Raw genomic sequence first — 22,263 nt, forward strand, 5'->3', positions numbered from 1 at the left:
TCTGAACCCCCCCTTCCCCCGCCTTGGTAAGGGGGGGGACAGGATTCAACAGCCCCTGATTCGTAAGGAGGCGAATCAGATTCAACAGCCGTATTGCCCCTTTCTAAGGCAGAAATCGCGTCTTTAGCCCCCCCTTGGTAAGGGGGGGTTGGGGGGGTTTGCAGCGGCGCGAGAAAGCCTTCAACGTCAGTATTTGTGCCGCACCAACCTTTGTCAGTCAGGTATACGGTATTGACTGCGCCGATCGCTCGGGCGATCGGGGAAACTTCCGACAGCAGCGGTAAGATTGCTTGTTTGTGCGGAATCGTGATGCTAAATCCCCGAACGCCGATCGCCGCAAATCCTGCAAGAGCAGCTTTTAAATCCCCTGGTTTTACCGGAAATGGCAGGTAAACAAAATCGACTCCCAAGTGGGAAATAGCAGCATTGTGCATCGCCGGCGACAAAGAATGTTCGACGGGATGACCAATTACTCCCAACAGTTTAGTAGTGCCTTTAATCATTTTTGTTAGTTGACTGTTGACTGTTGACTGTTAACGGTTGAGTTTTGTTAGTTTTCATACCAGATCCTGCTACCGTCGGGCCCTTATTCTTTAGTCGGCTAGGAGTGAACTTCGTTGGTTCAGAAGCGACTTGCCTCGCCGAGTGACTGTAAACCGTCAACTGTTAACTGTCAACTCTCCACTATCAACTGTGTGCCGAAACTCTTTGGCGTCAGCCAAAATCGGATTGACATCAAACCAGTAATCCTCGCCGTAACGGTATTCAAACACCCAGAGACTGCGCAGCAAGATTTGATATTTAGTTTCCCCACTCACAGTTTTGCTAGCGGATACTTGGCGCAGCAATTGCCACTCATCCGGTTCGATCGCCAAAGTAAGCTGGTGGCGGCGCTGGACGATCACATTTTCCAAAGTTTCCCGCGACAGAGGAGGGTCTTGTTTCTGCAGACAGCTATACAGCAATTGCAGCAAATTGCGGACATGACCGCCGCTGACTCGACACAGGCGATCGAGAGTTTCCGCAGAATCGAAAACTTTGCCAACCAAAGCATAGCGCTGCGAAGGCTGCACTGTCGGAAAAGCCCGCGCCAGAACCATCTGCCGCAGCAATTCCACACCCTCAGAACACTCAGAACCGTCGCTCAACTGCACCGGCACCATCGGCAAAACCTTCGGATCGACCCCAAAGCGATTGGTCAACTGGCCCAAATCGTTAGAGAAAATCAGCACCAAAGGGATTGTATACACGACGTGGCAATTTAGTCTGGCCAACTGTTCGCCGCGATCGACAAACAGGTATTCCGGCTGAAGCCGCCCCGTCGGTTTCGCGCACAGGTGTATGCGATCGAGATTGTCGATAATTACCACAAGTCCCTGTTTTCCCTGGCGTTTCAGTTCTTGGTTAGCCGGTTCTAGCAACTCCTTATTAAGCGCATCTAAAATTACGTTAGTTCGCGGCTCCAAATATTGCCTCAACTCCGATCGCAGATTCGGAGCATCTTTCGCTTTAGCAGTAATTTTTCCAATTCCCAACGCCAGAGAAAATTCTCCCTCCGTGCTGGCATTTATTTCCCCAAAACCAGGGACATTAGCTTCAGCCCTCAAGTCGATTTGAGTTTGAAAAACCTCAGCAACCCCTTTGAGCAAAGCTTTAAAACCCGTCGGTTGCAGCTTGATTTTCATTTTCTCGATGCTTTCGCTCACCTGACGAGCAACGCTCAACAAAATGTCAGTGATATCTACATCTGCCATGTCTAAGTCTTTGCTCGACTCAAAGTAAACAACATGAAATCCTTGTTGCTGCAATTCTGCTTGCAGCCGCAGCAATTCTGTTGATTTACCAGAGCCGATGTGACCGGTGAATAATTGACAGGTAGGTGCATCGGGGGACAGACGGCTGATAGTCCGCTCCAATTGTTCTACGATTGTGCCGCCCCGCACTGATGAGAAATCGATATAGTATTGTCGGTCTTTTTGATTTGCTACTGCCAGGGTGTAGCTGGGATTGCAGGCCCTATAAAATTTCTGTAAATTTAGTTCCATACCCTGTTCCATCTTTCACAACATTATGCCCTAATACCTTATTCATTTAGCTATTGTACTAATCAGAACAAGTGGCCAGTTTATTCTAATATTTTATTTGACCGCCAAGATCTCGATGTAGCTCATAAAATTTTAGATTTTAGATTTGGAATGACTCATCACTATCGGGATTTGGAGCTTGCCTACAGTGGTATTTTTTTTTTACTTCTATCAAAATACGCACTCACCAATTATACCTAATTTTTGCAGGCTGGGCATTAAGGGAAGTCATTAATAGCCAATAACTAGGCAATCGCTCTGTTTGTGACGATCGCGATTTTGTATATTGAAATCAAAGACGAAGAGTTGGCGGTAATGTTCTCGCGTCAAAGTGGCTATTTTAGTACGGTTAACCGAATGTATAAAGGGCGGGTACTTGCACCCCCCCGATGCAATTATCAAGTCCAGATTTGCTCAAAGCTCAAACCTCAAATCTAATTGCAGCAGCAAATCCAGTGGCAAATTTAAAACTGTTTGCTGCACCGATTCAGCAGATTTGACCCCGAGCAAAAACGGATACTTGCGAAGGACAACAGTCGTAGAGAGATCAAAGTTTTAGACTCTTATTCAATCTCCCAGATTCATGTGTGTAGTAAATCTAAAATCTAAAATCTAAAATCTAAAATCGACTGACAGTGCTATTTTCCATAAATCTTACCATTCGTTCGCGTACACCTGCTGAAGCCTGGTTTTGACCTGTGACCAGCCTCTCCATTGCAACAGCGTAAACTTGAAAGTTAGAAAAAACAACAGCCCAAAATAAAACGGATGCTACAATCGTAGCAGTTTGATTAAATTAGGGCTTACCCACGCTTTCTTCAAAAATTCGGTTTCTTGCTATTTTATCGTTGCTAAATCTCTTATTTTGGTAAAAACCGGGTTTCTTAGCACACTCTCTCTTCCCTAAATCTGCGATTTCTGCGCCCTCTGCGGTTATTTAAAAAACTCTTTATCCCCAATCAAATAAAACTTTTATATTCTATTCATGTGCGTGTATCTGCGGTTAAAAATCCCCAAATTATACCAAAAAAAGGGCTGGTAACTACACCAGCCCTTCAACTAATTTGAGACGTTGAATTAACAGCAATTTAACATCTCAAACCTCAAATCAATCTAGCTTCTGTCGATCGCAGCCGCAGGCTCAAAACTCGGAACCACAATTTCACCATTCTGCTTAGTCAACTGGTTGTACAGTCTTTCAGTATTCGGGAAATTAGCCGCCGGTAGAGTCGGAAAGCGGCGGTAAGGAACAGTATCCTCACCAAAAGCATCAGCATATTCAACGCTGTTCAACATCGCGTTGATAAAGCCCTTAATCCCTTTACTTGCCAAGATTTGGTTGTAAGTCCGAATCTCCGCCTGATTGCGAGGAGCGCGGCCCAAGAAGTGCTTGGTGCCCAACTCAATCACCTTAGTATTTGGATAAGGTGCGTAGAACTGTTTGACGTACAGCGAGGAACAACCTAAACCTTCAATGAACTCCTTGAGATTGATTTCATTGTTGCCAAGTTTGCTTTCGAGCGCCGTGAATTCATTCTTCACAACGTAGGGATTCAAGTCGCGTTCAAAAACTTGACGGTAAGCAGCTTGAATTAAAGTTTTCAAAGCTACCTTGTCCGAAGTAGTCGTCAGCTTGAAAACCTTAGTTTGTTCGCGTCGCTTGCTGACACCTTGAGCAATCCGATTTTGCAGATCGAAATCGCCCCGATCGCCTGCTACACCGAGTTCGATAAACCGAGGCGTGTCCGCAATCTGAGCTTGGACATTTTGCTCAGCGACGGAACTCGATCGCATCGTCCGCATCGACAAACCTGCGGGAGTTACGTAGCGCTCGTAGGGCACTGTATCTTCCCCGAAAGCTTCGTTGTACTCCAGACTGTCGATGATGCCATCTACCAGCGCGTAGAAACCCTTCTTGGCGCAAATGTCAAAATAAGCGTTCATTTCCTGGCGGCCGTAGGTAGGGCGTCCCAGGAGTCGGCGGTGAATGTACTCGATCGCCTTACAAACGTACAGCTTGCTCCAGTACATATTGCGGAACACGTCTGACTTCGCCAACATCCGAATAAACTCGCGCATCGGAATGTCGCCGTTTTCCAGCTTAATTTCCGCCACCTTTTGGCGCTGGCCGTCGAACACGTCGCGACCGAACACTTGCAGGTAAGCTGCCCGAATCACCGCTTGGGTGGAACTTTCGGTATATTTGACACTGGAAGCATTGCTGTAGCTGCTGGAGGCACCGCGGGCAGTTTTCTTGGAAGCAACATAGTTGCTCGGTAACTGGTCTAATTTAAAGACCTTGGGGCCCAGAGAACCAGGAGCAGCACCGCGAGCCGCCGGATTGCTCAACTGATTGTCAATCCCCGCACCTTGACGGATCAGGATACGGCGAGTGTCTTTGCCGAAGGGAGCTGGACGGTTTTTGGGGTTGCGAGTTTCTTGCGGGAAAATCGCGCCGAACTGAATTTCTAAGGGGTCATTGCCAACACCGTAAACGTGCTGGTCTGGTAGCGGCTGAGTGTAGCCCGCAAACAAGGTGATGAACTGAGGAACCTTGCGGAACGGAGCGCTGAAATTGAACAAATCAATTTGCGGGCCCCAGTTGCGACATTCCTGAGCTTCTTGACCCAAACCGCGCAGGTAAGGCACGGTTTCTTCGCCGAAGTAGTCGGAATATTCCTGGGAATAAACCATCGCGTCTACGAGGGCTGCCAGGCCGCCTTTAGTGACGATCGCAAAATACTTGCTGAACTCCTCCCGCGAGCTCAAACCGCGGCCTAGGAAGTGACGGGCGGCCAATTCTACAGCGCGGCTGTTGACAAACGGCTCGTAGAATTGCTGGCGGTACAGAGGAGATTTACCCAACCGGCGGATAAACTCTTTCATCGAGATTTCGCCGTTTTTGACCTTGGATTCCAGGTCAGAAATGCTTTGGCTGTATGCGCGGCTAATGTCGCGCTCGAATACTTGGCGGTAAGCTGCTTTGATTATTTCTAGCTTTTCTGCCGATGACAGGCCGGTTTTCATGACGAATTTTGACCGTCGCTCGGCTGCGTTGAAGTAGATTTGAGGCAGTTGCAGCCCTTGCTGGTCGTTGCTTTCGCGCTGCCGCACCTTGTCTGAAGGTGTGGGAGCTTTGAATTCGGTAATCGCTACCTCGAAATATTGTCCGACGATCGCCGCGGCCTCTGCATTGTTTCTGAAATAGCCCAAAGATGCTGCCTTCATTTCCTGCATTGCCACAATTGTGGCCGCCGAAGAGCAAGCATTTTCGATGATTTCCCGCAATCCGCGCACGTTCACCGAAATAATATTCGGGTCGCCAGCTACGATCGCGTAGGTGATGTAGCGCAAAAACCAGCTCAAGTCCCGCAGAGATTTGGTCATGTTGCCCGGGCCGTAGCGCGAGACATTGATCGGCTGAAATCCTGCTGGGATTGGGCCGTTGTAGCCGCCACCGTTGCCAGAAAACAGATTTCCCAGCCCCAAGAATCCGCCGCCGCCTGAGCCGTTGCCGCCGCCGCCTGCGCGACCTTCAACGTAGGTAACAGTTCCCAGTTTCATGCCTTCAGAGACATTCCCCGAGCCGCCGCGAGCCGCGCCTGCTACAGCCATCGCAGGTTCTTGTGGTCTTTCCAAAAATGCCAGCGGAGAACCGCCGGTAAAAATCCGGTTGGCTGCGCGAGATACAATCAGTTCCGAGTTTTGGGTCAGCGTCTCAGAAATCGCGATCCGAAGAGCCCCTGAACTGAAATAACTTGCCAGTTCGCTGAGTTCGCCCCGCTGTAGAAAGCGGTCTTGCTGTTCTGCTTGCGAAATTGTTGCGACTGGTACAGTTTGATATAGTTGCGGACGTGCAACTGAGCTTCCACCACTTGCCTTTACAGTCATTAGACTCCTTAGCTCCCTATCTAAATCGTTGAAGCATTTACCCAGACTAACCTTGCCTTCTCATGCAGGTAAAATTAGGTATTTTTGCTTTGTTTACTTTTTGCCTTTACCTGTCACGAGGTTCGGGCGCGCTTACTTTCTTAGATTAAAATGTTTTGGTTTCATCTTTCTTCCTGCCGGCAAATGTCCGACCCGAAGGCAGGCAGGGGGCACTCCCTCCGCGGAGCTCCGCCCGTAAACCCGTGGAAACAAAGACTTGGCAGGAGAGTTGCCTTTGGGCGATTGCAGGAAGTGCCGTCAATTAAGGGAAAAGAAAATCTAAAATTTTCTTCTGCCTTTTTCTGGGCCTCTTGCTCTCTTGAGAGACGCCTCCGCTTTACCCGAAAGCTCAGCGGTGGGTTATTGACAGTCCTTGTTTGTTAAAAAGCCTGCCGAGATTTATTGTATAGATTTAAGAGAGCGTATATGAGAAAAAATGATAAGTTTTATTACGCAGAAGCTGTCAGGGCTTGGCAATCAGGGGTTAGTCGATCGCCCGATCCCTTTCTTTCAGGCTTGCCCAACTTGACGAAGCGACACTTTGGTTGCGACTAACGAAGCAATAGAAGTGCATCGCGTAGCGCTGTTCGCCCGTAGCTACTGACAACCAATCTCAAAACTCACGCACTATTACCTCACCTATGGATACTACGCCTGATATCAGTGCTGCCGTGCGGCGGCTGTACGATACTTTCCCTTTCCCGCCCGATCCTTTGTCAGATGAACCGCCTCCAGGGTACAACTGGCGCTGGAGTTGGCCTGATGCTTACAATTTTTGCACCGGCCAAAAGCCGCCAAAACTAGATGTTCGGATTTTAGATGCTGGCTGCGGCACTGGTTCGAGCACCGATTATCTGATTCACCTCAATCCTGAAGCTTCGGTAACGGCGATCGACCTGAGTGAAGGTGCTTTGAAGGTAGCACAAGAACGCTGTCGGCGATCGGGAGCGCGCGAAGCGGATTTTCGCCACCTCAGCCTGTACGATGCCGCCGAGTTAGATGGTGAGTTTGATTTGATCAACTGCGTCGGCGTGCTGCACCACTTACCCGATCCGATCCGGGGCATTCAAGCGCTGGCGGCGAAGTTGGCGGAGGGCGGTTTGATGCACATTTTTGTGTATGCTGAGCTCGGACGCTGGGAAATTCAACTCATGCAAAGGGCGATCGGACTTTTTCAAGGCCCGAAAAAAGGTGACTATCCCGATGGCGTCAAAGTCGGTCGTCAAATCTTTGCTTCTTTACCAGAAAACAACCGTCTTGTCAAGTACGAAAAACAGCGTTGGGCAGGAGAAAATCAGCGGGACGAATGTTTTGCTGATATGTACGTTCACCCGCAGGAAACTGACTACAATATTGAGACTTTGTTCGAGTTAATTGACGCTTCGGGATTGGAATTTCTTGGTTTCTCAAATCCGGGATATTGGCAGTTAGAAAGACTTTTGGGGAAAGCGCCGGAATTGATAGAAAGAGCTCAGGGTTTGACGGAACGGGAGCTTTATCGATTAATTGAATTGTTGGATACGGAAATCACTCATTACGAGTTTTTCTTGGGCAAAAAGCCTGTTAATAAGATTGATTGGTCGGACGATAAGGCACTTTTGGCGGCAATTCCCGAGTTGAGTAGTTGTATGCACGGTTGGCCGAGTCAACAAGTGTTTGATTGCAACTACCAATTGATCAATTTGTCAAGTGCTGAATTTGAGTTTTTGCAAGGTTGTGTACCCCCCCCAGCCCCCCCTTACCAAGGGGGGGAGAAAGAGGGAACCTCGCTTGGGCAAGGTAAAGGAGAGAAGACTGTTGGGGAGATTTTGGCGGATGTGGAGATGGGATTGGATGAAGTGCGATCGATCTTATCAAAACAGCTAATTTTGCTAACACCGTCCGATCGGATATAACAATCGACAACAGGGGAATTGAGGACACGGCAATGCCGTTTCCCTACTCCAAAATAATCGATCGATCCCCCTCGCAACAGATGTAACCATCGCCAGATTAACTGTAGGGAAACGGTACTGCCGTCTCCTGATTGTGGGTAACTTCCCGTAAAATCCCAAATCCCAAATGGATTGACACAGGCCCCCGTCTGCGGCTACGCTTTGAAGTTAGAGGTTGCTTTGCTTGTAGAGGAAGTAGCCCGCGTCGCCCAAAAATCTAGTTGCACTGCCCAAAGCTGCTACCAACAGCAATGGACAGCTCACCGCCAAACTGGGACAAGCAGTCTGGAGGCTAACGGAGTATGATAACACTCTCTGTAGCCGCCCTGCTATGTGTTGAAAAGCGGGGCGGCTGGGTTTTTGGGTTTTTCTAGAAAACCCAAAACCAGGAGAACATAATTATGTCAAAGGAATTCTTGCCTGACGACAACAAATTTGCTCGGCCAAATGACGACTCAGCAGCAGAATCGGAACAGGATGTGGTGTGTGTAACGGTGACAGGTTCGCAATCGGGTGTCAGGGAAACCATACTCACCTTGTACCGCCTGGGATTTGCCGAAGTTGGCGATTGGAGTCCCCTACAACGTGCAGCTAATCCGAACCAAGTGATGAGTGTGCTGATTCGCCGTCGGAAGCGCAAAGCGTAGGTGTTTGCTCGTTCCCAGGCTCTAGCCTGGGAACCAGTTAAGTCTTAAAATATTAAGACTTTGACTTCTATACTTGAATTAAAAAAAGTAGTCTTGAAAGGACAGGGTTTTCAATCCTATTTTTTGATAGTTTCGCAAGTGAACCTGGAAAACGCAGTGGTCAACCATGTATTCGCGGAATGCGAATCACCGTCTACGACATCTTAGAATATCTCGTCGGTGGCATGGCGGAAGCAGAAATTCTGGAAGATTTTTCCGAACTCACTTCGGCAGACATCAAAGCCAGCCTTGCTTTTGCGGCGGATCGCGAGAAAAAGAAGTTTTCCTGTATTTATTAATAATCGTTATAATATCCTTAACAAATGACTGAAGAAATGTATGAAAATTAGAGCAATTATCCATCCCGCAGAAGAAGGTGGCTATTGGGCTGAAGTTCCCGCACTTCCCGGGTGTATTACCGAAGGAGATACTATGGAAGAAGTGGTGGCTAATTTAAAAGATGCGATTGAAGGTTGGCTCGATGTTGCTAATAGTCGTGAAGCAATTGCCTCCACAGATAAAGTTGTTGAAATTGCTGTATGAAATCTATTTCAGGAAAGCGACTGTGCAAAATAGTAGAGCAGAAAGGTTGGGTTTTGAAAAGAGTTACTGGCAGTCATCATATCTATGAAAACGCCGAAATAGAATAAATTTTGTCAATTCCCGTTCACCGGAATCAAGATTTGAAAGTTGGAACCTTAAGAGCCTTGATGAAAATAGCCCAGCTATCTGAGGAAGATTTACAAAGTTTGTCTTAAGTATAATCTATTTTCAGAGCGATAGATTTCAGATAATTAGCCACCGATTTGAGACATGGTGCGGCTGTAATTTCCTTGAGTAGTTCCGGAATCTCGCTGCTTGAAATTAATCTCCGGTTTAATATTCAATATCTGCTGCACTCGATCGCGCAATTCGCCTGTAGACACCCCATTCCGTAAAGCAGTTTTTAAGTCAATTTGACCTGTTTCGTTCAGCAGACAAGGCCGCAGCCACCCGTCAGCAGACAAACGCATCCGGTTGCAGCGATCGCAAAAACACTCCGACATTTGACTGATAAATCCTAAAGTACCCTTCGCCCCCGGAATTTGAAACACATCCGCCGGCCCGTTACCGCGCACTCCCGAGTCTGCTAACCCGTATTTCTCGCTAATTTGTTGCCGCAATTCGGCTGATGCTACCCAACCTTTATCGCCAAATAAATCCCCATTCCCGATCGGCATAAATTCAATAAATCGAACGTGCCAATTCCGGTTAATTGTTAATGCAGCCAAATCCAATATTTCGCCGTCATTCACACCGGGAATTACCACAACATTCAGTTTTAGCGGGTCGAATCCTGCTTGATAAGCCGCTTGAATTCCCTCCCAAACCTGCGTCCACCGCGATCGCCCCCGACTACCAATTATCTTATCGAAAGTCTCCGGTTCCAAGGAATCCAAACTAATATTAATCCGGCGCAAACCAGCATTGTAGAGATTTTCGGCCATTCCGGCGAGCAAAAATCCGTTGGTTGTCATGGATAAATCTCGGGTTTCCGGCATTGAGGCGATCGACCTCACCAATTCCACCACCCCAGGGCGCAGCAGCGGTTCCCCACCCGTCAAGCGAAACTTTGTAAATCCCACGGGTATAAAAACTTCCCGCAGCAGAGTTAGCAATTCCGAGTGAGTTAACAACTGCTGCTGCAATACATAGTCCAACTCGCTACCTTCCGGCATACAGTAGAGACAGCGGAAATTGCAGCGGTCTATCAAGCTAATCCGAAGGTAGTCTACGGGATTCATGTCAATACTTTGTAATATTATTTAATTATAAATGCTGACTCGATTTTCTGCAATTATCGGCTGTAGAGTAAATCTCTAATCTCTAATCTAAAATCTAAAATACAATTGATATCATCCAAAAAGGGATACAAGCCCCCAGCTCCCGCCTGTAGATTAAATCTCTAATCTAAAATCTAAAATCTCAAATACAATTGAGGGATACAAGCTCCCAGCTCCCGGCTGTAGAGTAAATCTAAAATCTAAAATCTAAAATCTAAAATTGGTAGATTTATGTTTTTTGAATTTGAAGCTGATTTTGTGGAAGCTCTGCGCTGCATTCCGATGCAGGTACGTCTCAAGTTAGATACTTGCGGTATTAAATTAAAGTTGCAAGATTGGAATCATTTTAACCAAGCAGAACGTGAAATCCTTGTAGAGAAACCTTGCTTGACACCAGCAGAAATTATTGATTACCGAGAACAGCTAAATAAAATATTAATTCAACATACAGGCAAACCGGGAACTGATTTGGCGGTTGATGAAAATCCCCCGTGGATGGATGCTGCAACTGTACCGGAGTCTGTTTCTGCAAAAGCGCAAGAGCTCGGAGTGACAATTTCTTTGGCACAGTGGGCGAGTTTGCACCCTCTACAGCGATTTGCTTTGATCAAGCTTAGTCGATCGAGCCACGAAAATAGAAACTTTCTCCCGGCTGTTAAAGAGTTTCACCTCGTTGAATCATAGGTCACTTGCCCTGCCTCTAGTTCGTACTCTGGCTAACAGTCCCGCACAAGACTGCACGAACCGCCTGTGCATAGACTCCTGTCAAGTTATTTTTTGTATCTAAAACTATTAAATGCTGGCAAACTTCAGATATCGCCTCTAAAATCAGTATCAAAGACTACTAATTACAGAAAGCCGATCGTGGACTTCTGTGCAGGTGTAGACTGGGACGAAGCATTCGGGTATCGGCCCGGACAACAAGTTGAGTTCAAAGCACAGCCTGGAACCTTTGATACTGTTGCTTGCTACGAACCGATGATGGTACTCCCATCTGGCTGGAGAACGATCCCGTACCCCGCTACCCTCACCAACTGGGAGTAGTTTCGACCGCAGTGATTGACGCTGGTTGCTGGTTAGAACCTCACCGTTCATCGCTGTCGCCGCAAAAGTGCTAAAGTTGAGTCCAGAGGACGGGCGATCGCGACAACATTATAAATATTCATAAAATCTGCGGCTGTCTGCATAAAAGCCTTGTAGCTTCAGGATTCGGAACGGTTCGGCACGCTTGCCGAGCGAGGTCAAGTGGCTCAGGCAGACCGTTCTGAGAAACCCATCAAAAAATTCATTTTTTTTAAGTTATGTTACCTGCACGTGGTATTATTCGATGTGAAGTGTGCGATCTGTAACGTTTGTCACACTTGTCGCTACAAGACGGTTTCAACCGAATTAATTGTAGTGGGAGTCAACTAACACCGACTGCTTTGAAAGTCAAGTAACCTTGTCAGATCAATCTCGCGCATCCACCGCCCAAACGCAGGACATCTCTCAGACAGGTTCGTCCGAACCGGAGTCCACTGATGCTATGCAAGATTTCTACAAACTTCAGCAACAGTTGTTTGTAGTCACACTCGCTTTCACGGGAATAATTTTTATCTCTGTGTGGATTTTTTATTCGCTCAACATTGCCCTAAATTACTTGATTGGGGCGATCGTAGGTGTGGTTTACTTGAGAATGTTGGCCAAAGACGTTGAGCGCCTCGGCCCGCAAAAGAGGAGTCTGAGTAAAAATCGGTTGGCTGTATTTATTGGGTTGATTGTAGTAGCAACTCAGTGGAATCAGCTACACATTTTGCCCGTATTTTTGGGATTTCTGACATATAAGGGCGCGCTCGTGTTTTATATGCTGCAAAGCCTGTTCATTCCCGATCCCGTCAATGGGTCAGGCAGTCGGTGAACCCTCCACTGTGTGAACTTCTTGTGAATGGAAATGCTAAATGTCTTAAATGCCTTTAATGCTCTTCCCTTCGCTGTGTTGGAAGTTGGCAAGCATTTCTACTGGCACATAGGCAATCTCAAAGTTCACGGACAGGTATTCATCACCTCCTGGATTGTGATTGCTCTCCTCCTGATAGCTTCCCTGGCGGCAACTCGCAATATGCAGAGAATTCCGCGCGGAATGCAAAATTTCATGGAGTACGCCTTAGAATTCATTCGAGACTTGGCTAGAAATCAACTCGGCGAGAAAGAGTACCGTCCCTGGTTGCCATTCATTGGCACTTTGTTCCTGTTTATTTTTGTATCGAATTGGTCGGGTGCCTTAGTTCCTTGGAAACTAATTAGGTTGCCAGAAGGCGAACTAGCAGCTCCGACCAACGACATCAACACGACGGTAGCACTTGCTTTGCTGACTTCTCTAGCATATTTTTATGCGGGTTTCAGCAGGCGGGGTTTGGGTTACTTTAGTAAGTACATCGAACCAACCCCAATTTTGTTGCCGATCGCCATCTTGGAAGATTTCACCAAGCCTCTTTCCCTAAGTTTCCGTTTATTTGGTAACATTTTAGCGGATGAATTAGTGGTAGCGGTGCTGGTGCTGTTAGTTCCCCTGTTTGTACCTCTGCCCGTAATGATGTTGGGTCTGTTTACCAGTGCGATTCAAGCTTTGGTATTTGCCACCTTGGCAGGAGCTTACATTCACGAAGCATTGGAAGGACACGGCGACGAACACCACGATTAACACTCTGGAATTGGTTAATGGCTAATAGCGATATGTCAGAAATCAGCAGTCCAATGACTAATGACTGATGACTAATTACCAATTACCAATTACCAATTACGCACTATCTGTTTTTCAATCTGTACACAAAGTTAAGGAAATTTATCATGAATCCGACAGTTGCTGCTGCTTCAGTTATCGCCGCAGGTTTAGCTATTGGTTTGGGCGCGATCGGACCTGGCATCGGTCAAGGTAATGCCTCGGGTCAAGCAGTAGAAGGTATTGCCCGCCAGCCGGAAGCAGAAGGCAAAATTCGCGGGACTCTCCTGCTGAGCTTAGCATTCATGGAATCCCTGACCATCTACGGTCTGGTTATTGCATTGGTGCTGCTGTTTGCTAATCCCTTCGCTTAATACTGAAGGACTGCAAAAAGGGGCGGATGTTTTTCCGCCCCAAAACAAAGGAGGAACTAAAAGTGTTTGATTTTGATGCAACTTTGCCTTTTATGGCGTTGCAGTTCCTAGTTTTGATGGTAGTCCTGAACGCTGTTTTCTATAAGCCCCTGACAAAGATGCTCGACGAGCGGGATGAATACATCCGCACCACTCAAGTTTCTGCTGGGGAACGCTTGGCGAAAGCTCAGAAATTAGCGCAGGAATACGAACAAAAACTGGGAGAAACTCGCAAACAGTCTCAAGCAGTAATTGCTGCGGCTCAAGCAGATGCCCAAAAAACCGCGTCGGCAAAAGTAGCTGAGGCTCAAAAAGAAGCTCAAGTGGCGCGAGAAAAGGCAGGACAAGAGATTGAGCAACAAAAACAAGAGGCAATGCGCTCGCTGGAGCAAGAAGTAGATGTCCTGAGCCGACAAATTCTTGAAAAGCTATTAGGCACTGCACTGGTCAAATAGCTCGATCGAACAGTTTGAGATTTTGGGTAAATCCTCAAATCTAAAATCGGTTCACCAAACCTGCACGCGCAATTATGGAAGAGTATCATGGGGACTGTTTTATTGCTAGCCACAGAAGCTAGCGGGGAAGGTGGTTTCGGTTTAAATTTCGATATTTTAGAAACCAACCTGATTAACCTGATCATTGTTATTGGATTGCTGTTTTACTTCGGGCGCGGCTTTTTAGGGAACATCCTCAGCGAAAGACGCTCCGGCATCGAAGAGGCAATTAAAGAAGCAGAAACTCGCCAAAAAGATGCAGCAGCAGCTCTAGCAGAGCAACAGCAAAAATTGACTCAAGCGCAAGCAGAAGCGGAACGGATTCGATCCGCTGCTGAAGAAAATGCGAAGAAAGCCAAAGAAGCAATTCTAGCTCAGGCAGCGCAGGAAGTTGAACGCATGAAAGCAACAGCGGGTCAAGAGTTGGAAGCAGATCGAGAAAGAGCGATCGCCCAACTCAGATCGGCGGTTGTATCTATGGCATTAGAAAGGGTGGAAGGCCAGCTAAAAACTAGCTTGAACGAAAACGCTCAACACCAATTAATCGATCGCAGCATTGCGTTACTGGGAGGCTAGAAAGTGAGTAAAGTCAGCACCGAAGTCTTACAGCCTTACGCATCCGCTTTGATGTCACTGGCTAAGTCTAACAACCTCTCAGAGCAGTTCGGCGAAGATATCCGCTCCTTGCTGAACCTGCTAGAAAATTCGGAGGAACTCCGCCTATTTCTAGGCAGTCCTCTGGTGAAACCGCAGGATAAAAAAGCCGTAATCGATCGAATAGCGGGATCAGAAATGAACCCGTTGATGCGGAACTTTTTGCGGCTGTTAGTAGACAAAGGACGGATTCTTTTTTTAGAAGGAATTGGCAAAAAATACTTGACCGAACTCCGAGAACTCAACCAAACTGTTTTGGCGGAAGTTACCTCGGCTGTCCCGCTTTCAGACGCTCAGCAGCAAACTGTTCGCGAGAAAGTGCAGGCGATGACAAGCGCAAGGCAAGTAGAAATTGAAACCAAAATAGACGCAGATTTAATCGGCGGAGTCGTGATTAAAGTAGGCTCTCAAGTGATTGATGCCAGCCTGCGAGGACAATTGCGCCGCTTGGGATTTCGCTTGAATTCTTAATAGTTAATAGCTGATAACTATTAGCTAATTTAGTTAGCGGTTAACTGTTAGTAGTTTTGAACAACTGACAATTGACAACTGACAACGGACAACAGACAAATAATAACTGACAACTGACATGGCAGCAATCAGACCAGACGAAATTAGCAGCATTATTCGCCAGCAAATTGAGCAGTACGACCAAGATGTTAAAGTTTCTAACGTCGGTACGGTTCTGCAAGTAGGCGACGGTATTGCCCGGATTTATGGCTTAGATAAAGCTATGTCCGGGGAATTGCTAGAATTTGCCGACGGCACTGTTGGTATTGCACTGAACTTGGAAGAAGATAACGTCGGCGCTGTGCTGATGGGACAAGGACTCGGCATCGAAGAAGGTTCGGTGGTAACAGCTACTGGCAGAATTGCTGAAGTCCCCGTGGGTGAAGCAATGTTGGGACGGGTAGTTGATGCTTTGGCCCGTCCGATTGACGGCAAAGGGGACATTAAAACTACTGAATCTCGCTTGATTGAATCTCCGGCACCGGGGATTGTTTCTCGCCGTTCTGTTTACGAACCGATGCAAACAGGAATTACCGCTATTGATGCGATGATTCCGGTGGGAAGAGGACAGCGGGAACTGATTATCGGTGACAGACAAACCGGTAAAACTGCGATCGCGATCGACACGATTATTAACCAAAAATCGGAAAACGTGATCTGCGTTTACGTGGCGATCGGTCAAAAAGCTTCTACAGTAGCTAACATCGTCAACGTCCTGCAAGAAAAGGGCGCGATGGACTACACGATCGTAGTAGCAGCCAACGCTAGCGACCCCGCAACCCTGCAATACTTGGCTCCCTACACAGGTGCTAGCTTAGCCGAGTATTTCATGTACAAAGGCAAGCACACTTTGGTCATTTACGATGACCTTTCCAAACAAGCACAAGCTTACCGCCAAATGTCCTTGTTGCTGCGCCGTCCTCCCGGTCGCGAAGCTTATCCCGGAGACGTGTTTTACCTGCACTCTCGCTTGCTAGAACGCGCTGCTAAATTGAGCGACGATTTGGGCGAAGGCAGCATGACTGCTTTGCCAATTATCGAAACCCAAGCTGGTGACGTTTCAGCTTACATTCCGACGAACGTAATTTCGATTACCGACGGTCAAATCTTCCTTTCTTCTGACTTGTTTAACGCTGGTTTGCGTCCCGCAGTAAACCCCGGTATTTCGGTATCGCGGGTAGGTTCGGCGGCTCAAACTAAGGCGATGAAAAAAGTAGCCGGTAAGGTGAAACTGGAATTGGCGCAGTTTGAAGAACTGGCAGCATTTTCTCAGTTTGCTTCTGACTTGGATAAAGCTACTCAGAATCAATTGTCGCGGGGTCAGCGCTTGCGGGAACTGTTGAAACAGCCCCAAAGTTCGCCTCTGCCGATGAACGAACAAGTAGCTGTAATCTATGCCGGTATTAACGGCTATATGGATGACATTCCGGTGGAAAAAGTCAGCAAGTTTACTGTTGGTTTGCGCGACTATTTGCGGACTAGCAAGCCGAAGTACGGCGAAATTGTTCAAGGCGGAAAGGCCTTGACTGATGAAGCTGAGAAGCTGCTGAAAGAAGGCATCACTGAATACAAGCAAAGTTTTCTAGTTTCTGCGTAGACAAGTAGAAATTTTGAACCGCAGATGAACGCGGATTAACGCAGATAATCTGAAGTTGATCTGCGTTACTCTGCGTTAATCTGCGGTTTTAATTAAGAAGATGCGGGCAAGGATGTAAGGAGAAAGTTATGGCAAATCTGAAAACTATTCGCGATCGCATTAAGTCGGTCAAGAACACTAAAAAGATTACAGAAGCAATGCGCTTGGTGGCCGCTGCAAAGGTGCGCCGCGCTCAAGAACAGGTGACTGCAACTCGGCCTTTTGCCGATCGGCTGGCAGAGGTATTGTACGGTTTGGCGGAACGCTTGCAGTTTGAAAACCTGGATTCGCCCCTGCTGAAAAAACGCGAAGTGCGATCGGTGGGACTGTTGGTAGTTTCGGGCGATCGGGGTTTGTGCGGCGGCTACAACAGCAACATCATCAGATACGCCGAAAATCGCGCTAAGGAAATCAAAGCTGAAGGCTTGGACTACAAATACGTGTTGGTAGGACGCAAAGCTACTCAGTATTTCCAGCGTCGCGAACAGCCGATTGATGCTACTTACGCTAACTTGGAACAAATTCCCACAGCACCGGAAGCGGCGCAAATTGCTGACGAATTGCTTTCTTTGTTCCTGTCGGGAACTGTTGACAGAGTTGAGCTAATTTACACCAAGTTTGTGTCGTTAATTAGTTCGCGTCCGGTAATTCAAACTTTGCTGCCCCTCGACCCCCAAGGTTTTGAAGTGCAAGACGATGAAATCTTCCGCTTGACTAGCAAAGGCGGAGAGTTTCAAGTATCGCGCGAAAAGGTTTCTGCACCTACTAAGAAGAGTTTGCCCCGCGACATGATTTTTGAGCAAGATCCGGCGCAAATTCTGGATGCTCTTCTGCCCTTGTATTTGAACAACCAATTGCTGCGGGCTTTGCAAGAGTCTGCTGCTAGCGAGTTGGCGGCGCGGATGACGGCGATGAACAATGCTAGTGAGAATGCTAGCGATTTGATCGGTAGTTTGACGCTGACTTATAACAAGGCGCGGCAAGCGGCAATTACTCAGGAAATCCTGGAAGTTTGCGGCGGTGCAGAGGCTTTGAACGGTTAGGTTAGGGTTGACAATTTGTTGATTTTATGGTATGCGTCTGAGGGAACTCAGGCGCTTTTTTTTGAAGCAACTGAGGATACGGCAATGCCGTTTCCCTACCCAAAATAATCAATCTTCCTCGCTCGGATGTAACCATCACCGATTTAATTGTAGGGAAACGGCACTGCCGTGTCCTGACTGTGGGTAATATAAATTCCGAAGCCACAGAATTTTGGATTAGACTATCTATCTTCCCGCGTTCCTCTAACCACCGCTGAAATGACTTCTGATTTTCTCCAGATGGTTTACCGAGAATGATATTTTTGATGCTAATGTCTTCGTCAATATCCGGCCAGTGGATTCCTTCATTTCCACCAATAAATCGCCAATTATTGCGATCGTTTGGTGTGCTGTGCAATAGCCGAGGATACCAAACTAAAGGAACAGAAATAGTACGACAATCGGATAGATCGACTGTTAGCGTGTCGTCTGTAACAACTACTTTTTGTGCTTGGGGGATTTCTAGCAACTCAACCATTAAAAAAGTTATTATTTCAGGATATGTGGCAAGATTACCAAGATTAAAGGAAAGGGAGGAAAAATGGCAAAAAAAATCTGGATTGTCTACAAAACCGAAAGCATGAGTGCTCCCGGCTGGGAAAAACGTCAGCTTATGCCGAGGGGCGGTCTCACTAATATACTTTGGGAAAATTGGACTTGGGAAGAAAACCCTGAAATTCCTCAAGTAGGCGACAAAACCCGCGATTATGAAAATCTATCTGACCCCGGTAATGGAGTCACCCACGGAAAAGATGGAGATTGGGTAGTTACTCGCGTTCAGCAGTTTTTTGCTTCCGATACTGAGGAGCGAATTGTGGTGTGTTACTGTTCTTACCAACCTGTTACATCTGATTGGGAAGCGCTACAACAAAGCGAGTCTGTCAATCAGATGCTAGCAACTGTCGAGCAATATTGAGTGGATAATTAGTTCCTAAAAGCGATCGACTATTCCTGCACAATCTCATACAAATCTTCGATCGACAAATCAAAAGTCCTCGCCAACTTGTGCAAGGCTGTCACGTCAACTGTTGCTAATCCGGGCGATCGGGCATAGGTTCTGAGCGTGCTGTAGACTACTCCCGATCGCTCTGAAACTTCTTTCAACGTCCAGCCCTTCTCAGCAGCAAACTCTCGAACCCGCAATCTAATTAAGCCCATAAGCTCTTGAGATGTGATTGATATAAGTCATGCGATTGTACTGTAAAAAGCGATCGACTACTCTTTGACGACCTCAACTAAATCTTCCACCATCACGTCAAAAGTACGTGCCAACTTCAGCAGACAAGTAAAATCAACCATTGCCATTCCCGGAGAACGTGAATAGGTGGTGAGTGTGCTGTAGATGACTCCCGATCGCTCAGAAACCTCTTTGATCGTCCAGCCTTTCTCAGCAGCAAATTCTTTAACCCGCAATCTAATTAAACCCATTGACAAAAAACTAGATTTAGTTTTTAATAAAAATATCGTAAAAAGCGATCGCCCCCAGGTCTGGAAAACTAAAAAGCGATCGCCTATCCAAATTCAATCCCTTTACAAAAGTTTGTACTCTTTACAAAGGATTTGCTTAACATCATGTTAACAAAATTTTCGCGAAAATCAACCCCCAGACACAGATTGAGCCGGTTTGTGACAAAAGAGGCGATCGCGCGGCTGCTGAAAATCAAGGTAGAACAAATATATCGCTTCGAGTGCTGGGCGCATATCCTGTACGTGCACGCCAAAGGGATGAGTCGGTTTGTGAGTTATGCCGACTTTCCGCCTGTTTTGGGAGTGGAATTGCCCTCTGGTTTAGATTTTGGTTATTGGAAGCGCCGGATAGCGAGTCAGAAAGAGAGACACGCGCCGGATTTTTGGGTGGATTTCTATGCGGATAGATTTCAGAAAGCTGTTTGTGTTTCTGAATTGTTGGAGTGGGGGGAAATGGTGGGGGTGATTAAATTGATGTTAAGTGCGATCGCCCTGGAGTCGCTGCGAAAGGTTTATGCACAAGAGAAATCTCTGCTGGAAAATTTCTAAGAAGAGCGATCGACTAAAAATAGCGGTCAAGAGTCGTAAAATATTGATTGAAAACAGGTAAAGGAAGAAGAACAATGACAACCGAACGCTGGAACGATGAAATGGTGGATGATTTGGCTTCTACTGTAGAGCAAACGACTCGGAATGTCGATATGCTTGTAGGTGCTGTCAATGCTCTTTTAGAAAGAGACTCGCGGCGGGATGAAGAAACGCGGCGGCGGGATGAAGAAATGCGGCGGCGGGATGAGGATTTTCAACAGTACAAAATAGAAAACGACCAACGATTTAATATTTTGCTCGAAGAAGTCAGATTTTTAATCAGAAAACTGGGAGAGAATCAATGATAGACTAGCAAGAAAAATTTAAAATCTATTCTTTTCTTCAAAAGCGGCTAATATGTAGCGTCCCTGCGTAAGTCCTGTTTATGTGGCTACAGATACAAGTTGGTTTTTTTAGCAGAGCAAGCTAGACTTTGAGAGATAAAATTTTTTCCATGCGCTTCCCCTCGATCGCAGTTAACCCCATGAGTAACCTTTCAAACATCCCAGGCGGAGGCGATTTACCCGATCGCTATCGGAATGTAGGAGAACAAATCCAGGTATTCTTCGATTTTGCAGAAAACAATCCCGATCGCGCTGTTCCTTTTTTCGTCAACATCTGGCAAACTCAAGCATCACTAACCACGCGGGCTCTAGCGCTACAAGGCTTAGGCGTGGCTGCAAAACACTATGATGTTGTAGAGAGTTATGAGTGATTTTTCAGGCATCCAACCAACAGAGGGCGATCGCGGGAATTACAGGCTAAGTCCGCTCAGTCTGCGGTTATGCGTTTGGTGGGGTTCCCGCCGTCGGAGTCAAAGTAGGCTTTGATTGAGTTGCCTGATTATGTTTTTAGTCAATTTTATTAGGTGCGATCGCGCAGTTTTAGGGAAGATAATCAAATTGTGGTTTATATCTTACCTAAAAAGTTTTATTTCAATTAGTTGGAGCTATTTATGATGTCTTTTTGGTTCTTATACGACAATCCCGAAAAATCAGAAAAGGACAACTTAGACAAGGAAATCAAGTTTTTATTAGATTCAAAAAGATTTTCTTGGGAAAAAATTTATCTATTTTCTGCTTTTGTTACTAATGATGGGGTGGGACAAGTAAAAAAGATTCTTGAACACCGTTCTTTACATGAAAATACGGAAGTTGTGATTGCTATCGGAACAAAAACTTGTTTTAATAAACCTAGTGATATTCAAGAAATATTAAGTTTATCAAAATCCCAGAAAATCAAAACTGAATTTGTTAGTTTTATATGCCCGAAAACTATTAATGATGAATCTTATATCAATGAGAATTTTCATATCAAAGCCTATTGTTTTTTAGGTAGTATGAAAGGGAAAGGTTCTAAGATAGGTTTTTCGATCATAGGGTCATCTAACCTAACCAAGGCAGGTCTTGAAGGTAAGGGAGAATTATGTATTAGTATCCAAAACTTAAATTTAACAAAAGAATTGATTGATCGTTTGTCAAATAAATATATTAGTAAATCGCCTCCGTGGGATGAAGAAAAAATTAAGGAGTATGAAAGACAATATAATGAAAAACACTCTCGTAAAGATCAAAATGAAGTTCTCCCACAGTCTCAAGAAAATTCTACGCCTGTAAATCAAGATCAACAACCCATACCAAACAGACCAGATGGTAAATTCATTAAACTAGGTGTCCTGACTGATAGTGTTCTTCGTGCCAAGGCAACTAATCTCACTAATGATAGTAAGAATATACATTGTTTTCACTCGTCACACAAAACTATAGAGCAAGCGAAAGTGGATTTTCTCAAAGGTTCTTTATGCCTCTTATTAACAGAAAACAAGGAATACCAAATTGTTGAAATCATGCCTTACCTTTCCGATCAAGAAAACACAGAAGGATGTTTTGTAAGATATAAAAAAAATGTAACTTATGAGCTTTCTGAGGATATTGGTGAAATTCTTGAAAAGAAAGAAGAGTATGAAAAGATAAAAATAGCTGAGGAAAAGTATAAGGAATATAGAGAAAGGAATCAATACCCTAAATTAGAGTATGCAACTCTAAAGGATTTTGAAGAAAAAGTTAAGGAATATCAGGAAATGCTCCAAGATGATAAGTATAAAAAAGGGCTAGAAAAAGCTAAGAAGATGAAATCACAAATTGACATACTATTAAACGAAATAGAAGAAATTGATCCCATCATTTTAAAGAAAAAGCTAAAAGAAATCAGCGACTCCATTTAATGTGCCATCATTGTGTTCTCAATACCAACTTAATTTTACA

Annotated in this window: 28 protein-coding genes and 1 pseudogene; 22 read left to right on the forward strand and 7 right to left on the reverse strand. The window is 45.9% G+C overall.

Annotated elements, in window-relative coordinates; translation table 11 throughout:
* The 3 genes and pseudogenes from E5S67_RS00735 to E5S67_RS00745 all read right to left on the reverse strand — a co-directional run.
* Positions 1–503 (reverse strand): annotated as a pseudogene (locus E5S67_RS00735) (shikimate dehydrogenase); the annotation flags it as partial.
* 156 nt (positions 504–659) lie between these two features.
* Positions 660–2,045, reverse strand: coding sequence for a P-loop NTPase fold protein (locus E5S67_RS00740; RefSeq protein WP_172184515.1), 1,386 nt, complete (start codon positions 2,043–2,045; stop codon positions 660–662).
* Between the two features lie 1,152 nt (positions 2,046–3,197).
* Complete coding sequence (locus E5S67_RS00745; protein ID WP_172184517.1) at positions 3,198–5,975, reverse strand: phycobilisome rod-core linker polypeptide; 2,778 nt, start codon at positions 5,973–5,975, stop codon at positions 3,198–3,200.
* A 465-nt stretch (positions 5,976–6,440) separates the two neighbouring features.
* Here E5S67_RS00745 and E5S67_RS33905 point away from each other — a divergent pair, with 465 nt between their 5' ends.
* The 7 genes from E5S67_RS33905 (at position 6,441) to E5S67_RS33015 (ending at position 9,284) form a co-directional block, all read left to right on the forward strand.
* Entirely contained in the window at positions 6,441–6,569 is a 129-nt protein-coding gene (locus tag E5S67_RS33905; protein ID WP_281363507.1) for a hypothetical protein, read from the forward strand.
* Between the two features lie 86 nt (positions 6,570–6,655).
* Positions 6,656–7,909: a class I SAM-dependent methyltransferase gene (locus E5S67_RS00750; RefSeq protein WP_172184519.1), complete on the forward strand. Its 1,254-nt coding sequence runs from the start codon at positions 6,656–6,658 to the stop codon at positions 7,907–7,909.
* Between the two features lie 171 nt (positions 7,910–8,080).
* Positions 8,081–8,254: a hypothetical protein gene (locus tag E5S67_RS00755; RefSeq protein WP_172184521.1), complete on the forward strand. Its 174-nt coding sequence runs from the start codon at positions 8,081–8,083 to the stop codon at positions 8,252–8,254.
* A 95-nt stretch (positions 8,255–8,349) separates the two neighbouring features.
* Positions 8,350–8,595, forward strand: coding sequence for a hypothetical protein (locus E5S67_RS00760; RefSeq protein ID WP_172184523.1), 246 nt, complete (start codon positions 8,350–8,352; stop codon positions 8,593–8,595).
* 113 nt (positions 8,596–8,708) lie between these two features.
* A complete protein-coding gene (locus tag E5S67_RS00765; protein ID WP_172184661.1) occupies positions 8,709–8,933 on the forward strand; it encodes a DUF433 domain-containing protein in 225 nt (74 codons plus the stop codon).
* A gap of 40 nt (positions 8,934–8,973) precedes the next feature.
* Positions 8,974–9,177 (forward strand): type II toxin-antitoxin system HicB family antitoxin, encoded by a 204-nt coding sequence (locus tag E5S67_RS00770; protein ID WP_172184525.1) that lies wholly within the window; start codon positions 8,974–8,976, stop codon positions 9,175–9,177.
* On the forward strand, positions 9,174–9,284 hold the full coding sequence (locus E5S67_RS33015) for a type II toxin-antitoxin system HicA family toxin (RefSeq protein ID WP_246276567.1): 111 nt from the start codon (positions 9,174–9,176) through the stop codon (positions 9,282–9,284). The genes E5S67_RS00770 and E5S67_RS33015 overlap by 4 nt, the downstream gene beginning before the upstream one ends.
* A 144-nt stretch (positions 9,285–9,428) precedes the next feature.
* Here E5S67_RS33015 and moaA read toward each other — a convergent pair whose 3' ends face one another.
* On the reverse strand, positions 9,429–10,418 hold the full coding sequence (gene moaA / locus E5S67_RS00780; protein WP_172184527.1) for a GTP 3',8-cyclase MoaA: 990 nt from the start codon (positions 10,416–10,418) through the stop codon (positions 9,429–9,431).
* A 270-nt stretch (positions 10,419–10,688) separates the two neighbouring features.
* Between moaA and E5S67_RS00785 the strand changes: the two genes are divergently transcribed.
* The 10 genes from E5S67_RS00785 to E5S67_RS00830 all read left to right on the forward strand — a co-directional run bounded on the left by E5S67_RS00785 (position 10,689) and on the right by E5S67_RS00830 (position 17,905).
* On the forward strand, positions 10,689–11,141 hold the full coding sequence (locus E5S67_RS00785; protein ID WP_172184529.1) for a nitrate reductase associated protein: 453 nt from the start codon (positions 10,689–10,691) through the stop codon (positions 11,139–11,141).
* 93 nt (positions 11,142–11,234) lie between these two features.
* Positions 11,235–11,501 carry a hypothetical protein gene (locus tag E5S67_RS33020; protein WP_246276568.1) on the forward strand — a complete coding sequence of 89 codons (267 nt, stop codon included), beginning with the start codon at positions 11,235–11,237 and terminating at the stop codon, positions 11,499–11,501.
* A gap of 397 nt (positions 11,502–11,898) precedes the next feature.
* Positions 11,899–12,354 carry an ATP synthase subunit I gene (locus tag E5S67_RS00795; protein WP_172184531.1) on the forward strand — a complete coding sequence of 152 codons (456 nt, stop codon included), beginning with the start codon at positions 11,899–11,901 and terminating at the stop codon, positions 12,352–12,354.
* A gap of 27 nt (positions 12,355–12,381) precedes the next feature.
* Positions 12,382–13,137, forward strand: coding sequence for a F0F1 ATP synthase subunit A (atpB, locus tag E5S67_RS00800; protein WP_172184533.1), 756 nt, complete (start codon positions 12,382–12,384; stop codon positions 13,135–13,137).
* Between the two features lie 146 nt (positions 13,138–13,283).
* Positions 13,284–13,529: an ATP synthase F0 subunit C gene (gene atpE, locus E5S67_RS00805; RefSeq protein WP_172184535.1), complete on the forward strand. Its 246-nt coding sequence runs from the start codon at positions 13,284–13,286 to the stop codon at positions 13,527–13,529.
* Between the two features lie 26 nt (positions 13,530–13,555).
* Positions 13,556–14,023, forward strand: coding sequence for a F0F1 ATP synthase subunit B' (locus E5S67_RS00810; protein WP_216670112.1), 468 nt, complete (start codon positions 13,556–13,558; stop codon positions 14,021–14,023).
* Between the two features lie 87 nt (positions 14,024–14,110).
* Positions 14,111–14,638, forward strand: coding sequence for a F0F1 ATP synthase subunit B (locus E5S67_RS00815; protein ID WP_172184539.1), 528 nt, complete (start codon positions 14,111–14,113; stop codon positions 14,636–14,638).
* Positions 14,639–14,641: 3 nt separating this feature from the next.
* Positions 14,642–15,187: an ATP synthase F1 subunit delta gene (atpH, locus tag E5S67_RS00820; protein WP_172184541.1), complete on the forward strand. Its 546-nt coding sequence runs from the start codon at positions 14,642–14,644 to the stop codon at positions 15,185–15,187.
* A 118-nt stretch (positions 15,188–15,305) separates the two neighbouring features.
* Positions 15,306–16,823: a F0F1 ATP synthase subunit alpha gene (atpA, locus tag E5S67_RS00825; RefSeq protein WP_172184543.1), complete on the forward strand. Its 1,518-nt coding sequence runs from the start codon at positions 15,306–15,308 to the stop codon at positions 16,821–16,823.
* Positions 16,824–16,951: 128 nt separating this feature from the next.
* Entirely contained in the window at positions 16,952–17,905 is a 954-nt protein-coding gene (locus E5S67_RS00830; RefSeq protein ID WP_172184545.1) for a F0F1 ATP synthase subunit gamma, read from the forward strand.
* 1 nt (position 17,906) lies between these two features.
* Here E5S67_RS00830 and E5S67_RS34325 read toward each other — a convergent pair whose 3' ends face one another.
* Positions 17,907–18,422, reverse strand: a complete 516-nt coding sequence (locus tag E5S67_RS34325; protein ID WP_339382784.1) for a DUF2442 domain-containing protein — start codon at positions 18,420–18,422, stop codon at positions 17,907–17,909.
* Positions 18,423–18,485: 63 nt separating this feature from the next.
* Here E5S67_RS34325 and E5S67_RS00840 point away from each other — a divergent pair, with 63 nt between their 5' ends.
* On the forward strand, positions 18,486–18,860 hold the full coding sequence (locus tag E5S67_RS00840) for a hypothetical protein (RefSeq protein WP_172184513.1): 375 nt from the start codon (positions 18,486–18,488) through the stop codon (positions 18,858–18,860).
* A gap of 29 nt (positions 18,861–18,889) precedes the next feature.
* On the opposite strand, the gene E5S67_RS00845 is transcribed toward E5S67_RS00840, so the two are convergent.
* Both E5S67_RS00845 and E5S67_RS00850 read right to left on the reverse strand, forming a co-directional pair.
* Positions 18,890–19,102 carry a helix-turn-helix domain-containing protein gene (locus tag E5S67_RS00845; protein WP_172184547.1) on the reverse strand — a complete coding sequence of 71 codons (213 nt, stop codon included), beginning with the start codon at positions 19,100–19,102 and terminating at the stop codon, positions 18,890–18,892.
* Positions 19,103–19,159: 57 nt separating this feature from the next.
* Complete coding sequence (locus E5S67_RS00850) at positions 19,160–19,372, reverse strand: helix-turn-helix domain-containing protein (RefSeq protein WP_006631112.1); 213 nt, start codon at positions 19,370–19,372, stop codon at positions 19,160–19,162.
* A 144-nt stretch (positions 19,373–19,516) separates the two neighbouring features.
* On the opposite strand from E5S67_RS00850, the gene E5S67_RS00855 reads away from it, so the two are divergent.
* The 4 genes from E5S67_RS00855 to E5S67_RS00870 all read left to right on the forward strand — a co-directional run bounded on the left by E5S67_RS00855 (position 19,517) and on the right by E5S67_RS00870 (position 22,223).
* Positions 19,517–19,960 (forward strand): hypothetical protein, encoded by a 444-nt coding sequence (locus E5S67_RS00855; protein WP_172184549.1) that lies wholly within the window; start codon positions 19,517–19,519, stop codon positions 19,958–19,960.
* 74 nt (positions 19,961–20,034) lie between these two features.
* The gene (locus E5S67_RS00860; protein ID WP_172184551.1) at positions 20,035–20,304 is read left to right on the forward strand and encodes a hypothetical protein; all 270 of its coding nucleotides are present in this window, start codon (positions 20,035–20,037) and stop codon (positions 20,302–20,304) included.
* A gap of 179 nt (positions 20,305–20,483) precedes the next feature.
* The gene (locus tag E5S67_RS00865; protein WP_172184553.1) at positions 20,484–20,714 is read left to right on the forward strand and encodes a hypothetical protein; all 231 of its coding nucleotides are present in this window, start codon (positions 20,484–20,486) and stop codon (positions 20,712–20,714) included.
* Positions 20,715–20,954: 240 nt separating this feature from the next.
* A complete protein-coding gene (locus tag E5S67_RS00870) occupies positions 20,955–22,223 on the forward strand; it encodes a phospholipase D family protein (RefSeq protein ID WP_172184555.1) in 1,269 nt (422 codons plus the stop codon).
* Positions 22,224–22,263 lie beyond the last annotated feature (40 nt).

The organism is Microcoleus asticus IPMA8, assembly GCF_013179805.1.
Taxonomy (GTDB): Bacteria; Cyanobacteriota; Cyanobacteriia; order Cyanobacteriales; family Microcoleaceae; genus Microcoleus; species Microcoleus asticus.

Coding starts and splice junctions, on each gene's coding strand:
- E5S67_RS00840 (WP_172184513.1), top strand. CDS start 18,486: ATGGCAAAAAAAATCTGGATTGTCTACAAAACCGAAAGCATGAGTGCT.
- E5S67_RS34325 (WP_339382784.1), bottom strand. CDS start 18,422: ATGGTTGAGTTGCTAGAAATCCCCCAAGCACAAAAAGTAGTTGTTACA.
- E5S67_RS33015 (WP_246276567.1), top strand. CDS start 9,174: ATGAAATCTATTTCAGGAAAGCGACTGTGCAAAATAGTAGAGCAGAAA.
- E5S67_RS00865 (WP_172184553.1), top strand. CDS start 20,484: ATGAGTAACCTTTCAAACATCCCAGGCGGAGGCGATTTACCCGATCGC.
- moaA (WP_172184527.1), bottom strand. CDS start 10,418: ATGAATCCCGTAGACTACCTTCGGATTAGCTTGATAGACCGCTGCAAT.
- E5S67_RS00750 (WP_172184519.1), top strand. CDS start 6,656: ATGGATACTACGCCTGATATCAGTGCTGCCGTGCGGCGGCTGTACGAT.
- E5S67_RS00830 (WP_172184545.1), top strand. CDS start 16,952: ATGGCAAATCTGAAAACTATTCGCGATCGCATTAAGTCGGTCAAGAAC.
- E5S67_RS00745 (WP_172184517.1), bottom strand. CDS start 5,975: ATGACTGTAAAGGCAAGTGGTGGAAGCTCAGTTGCACGTCCGCAACTA.
- E5S67_RS00785 (WP_172184529.1), top strand. CDS start 10,689: ATGTTTTTTGAATTTGAAGCTGATTTTGTGGAAGCTCTGCGCTGCATT.
- E5S67_RS00760 (WP_172184523.1), top strand. CDS start 8,350: ATGTCAAAGGAATTCTTGCCTGACGACAACAAATTTGCTCGGCCAAAT.
- E5S67_RS00740 (WP_172184515.1), bottom strand. CDS start 2,045: ATGGAACTAAATTTACAGAAATTTTATAGGGCCTGCAATCCCAGCTAC.
- E5S67_RS00810 (WP_216670112.1), top strand. CDS start 13,556: ATGTTTTTCCGCCCCAAAACAAAGGAGGAACTAAAAGTGTTTGATTTT.
- E5S67_RS00860 (WP_172184551.1), top strand. CDS start 20,035: ATGACAACCGAACGCTGGAACGATGAAATGGTGGATGATTTGGCTTCT.
- E5S67_RS00845 (WP_172184547.1), bottom strand. CDS start 19,102: ATGGGCTTAATTAGATTGCGGGTTCGAGAGTTTGCTGCTGAGAAGGGC.
- E5S67_RS33905 (WP_281363507.1), top strand. CDS start 6,441: ATGAGAAAAAATGATAAGTTTTATTACGCAGAAGCTGTCAGGGCTTGG.
- E5S67_RS00815 (WP_172184539.1), top strand. CDS start 14,111: ATGGGGACTGTTTTATTGCTAGCCACAGAAGCTAGCGGGGAAGGTGGT.
- E5S67_RS00770 (WP_172184525.1), top strand. CDS start 8,974: ATGAAAATTAGAGCAATTATCCATCCCGCAGAAGAAGGTGGCTATTGG.
- E5S67_RS00870 (WP_172184555.1), top strand. CDS start 20,955: ATGATGTCTTTTTGGTTCTTATACGACAATCCCGAAAAATCAGAAAAG.
- E5S67_RS00855 (WP_172184549.1), top strand. CDS start 19,517: ATGTTAACAAAATTTTCGCGAAAATCAACCCCCAGACACAGATTGAGC.
- atpE (WP_172184535.1), top strand. CDS start 13,284: ATGAATCCGACAGTTGCTGCTGCTTCAGTTATCGCCGCAGGTTTAGCT.
- atpB (WP_172184533.1), top strand. CDS start 12,382: ATGGAAATGCTAAATGTCTTAAATGCCTTTAATGCTCTTCCCTTCGCT.
- E5S67_RS00850 (WP_006631112.1), bottom strand. CDS start 19,372: ATGGGTTTAATTAGATTGCGGGTTAAAGAATTTGCTGCTGAGAAAGGC.
- atpA (WP_172184543.1), top strand. CDS start 15,306: ATGGCAGCAATCAGACCAGACGAAATTAGCAGCATTATTCGCCAGCAA.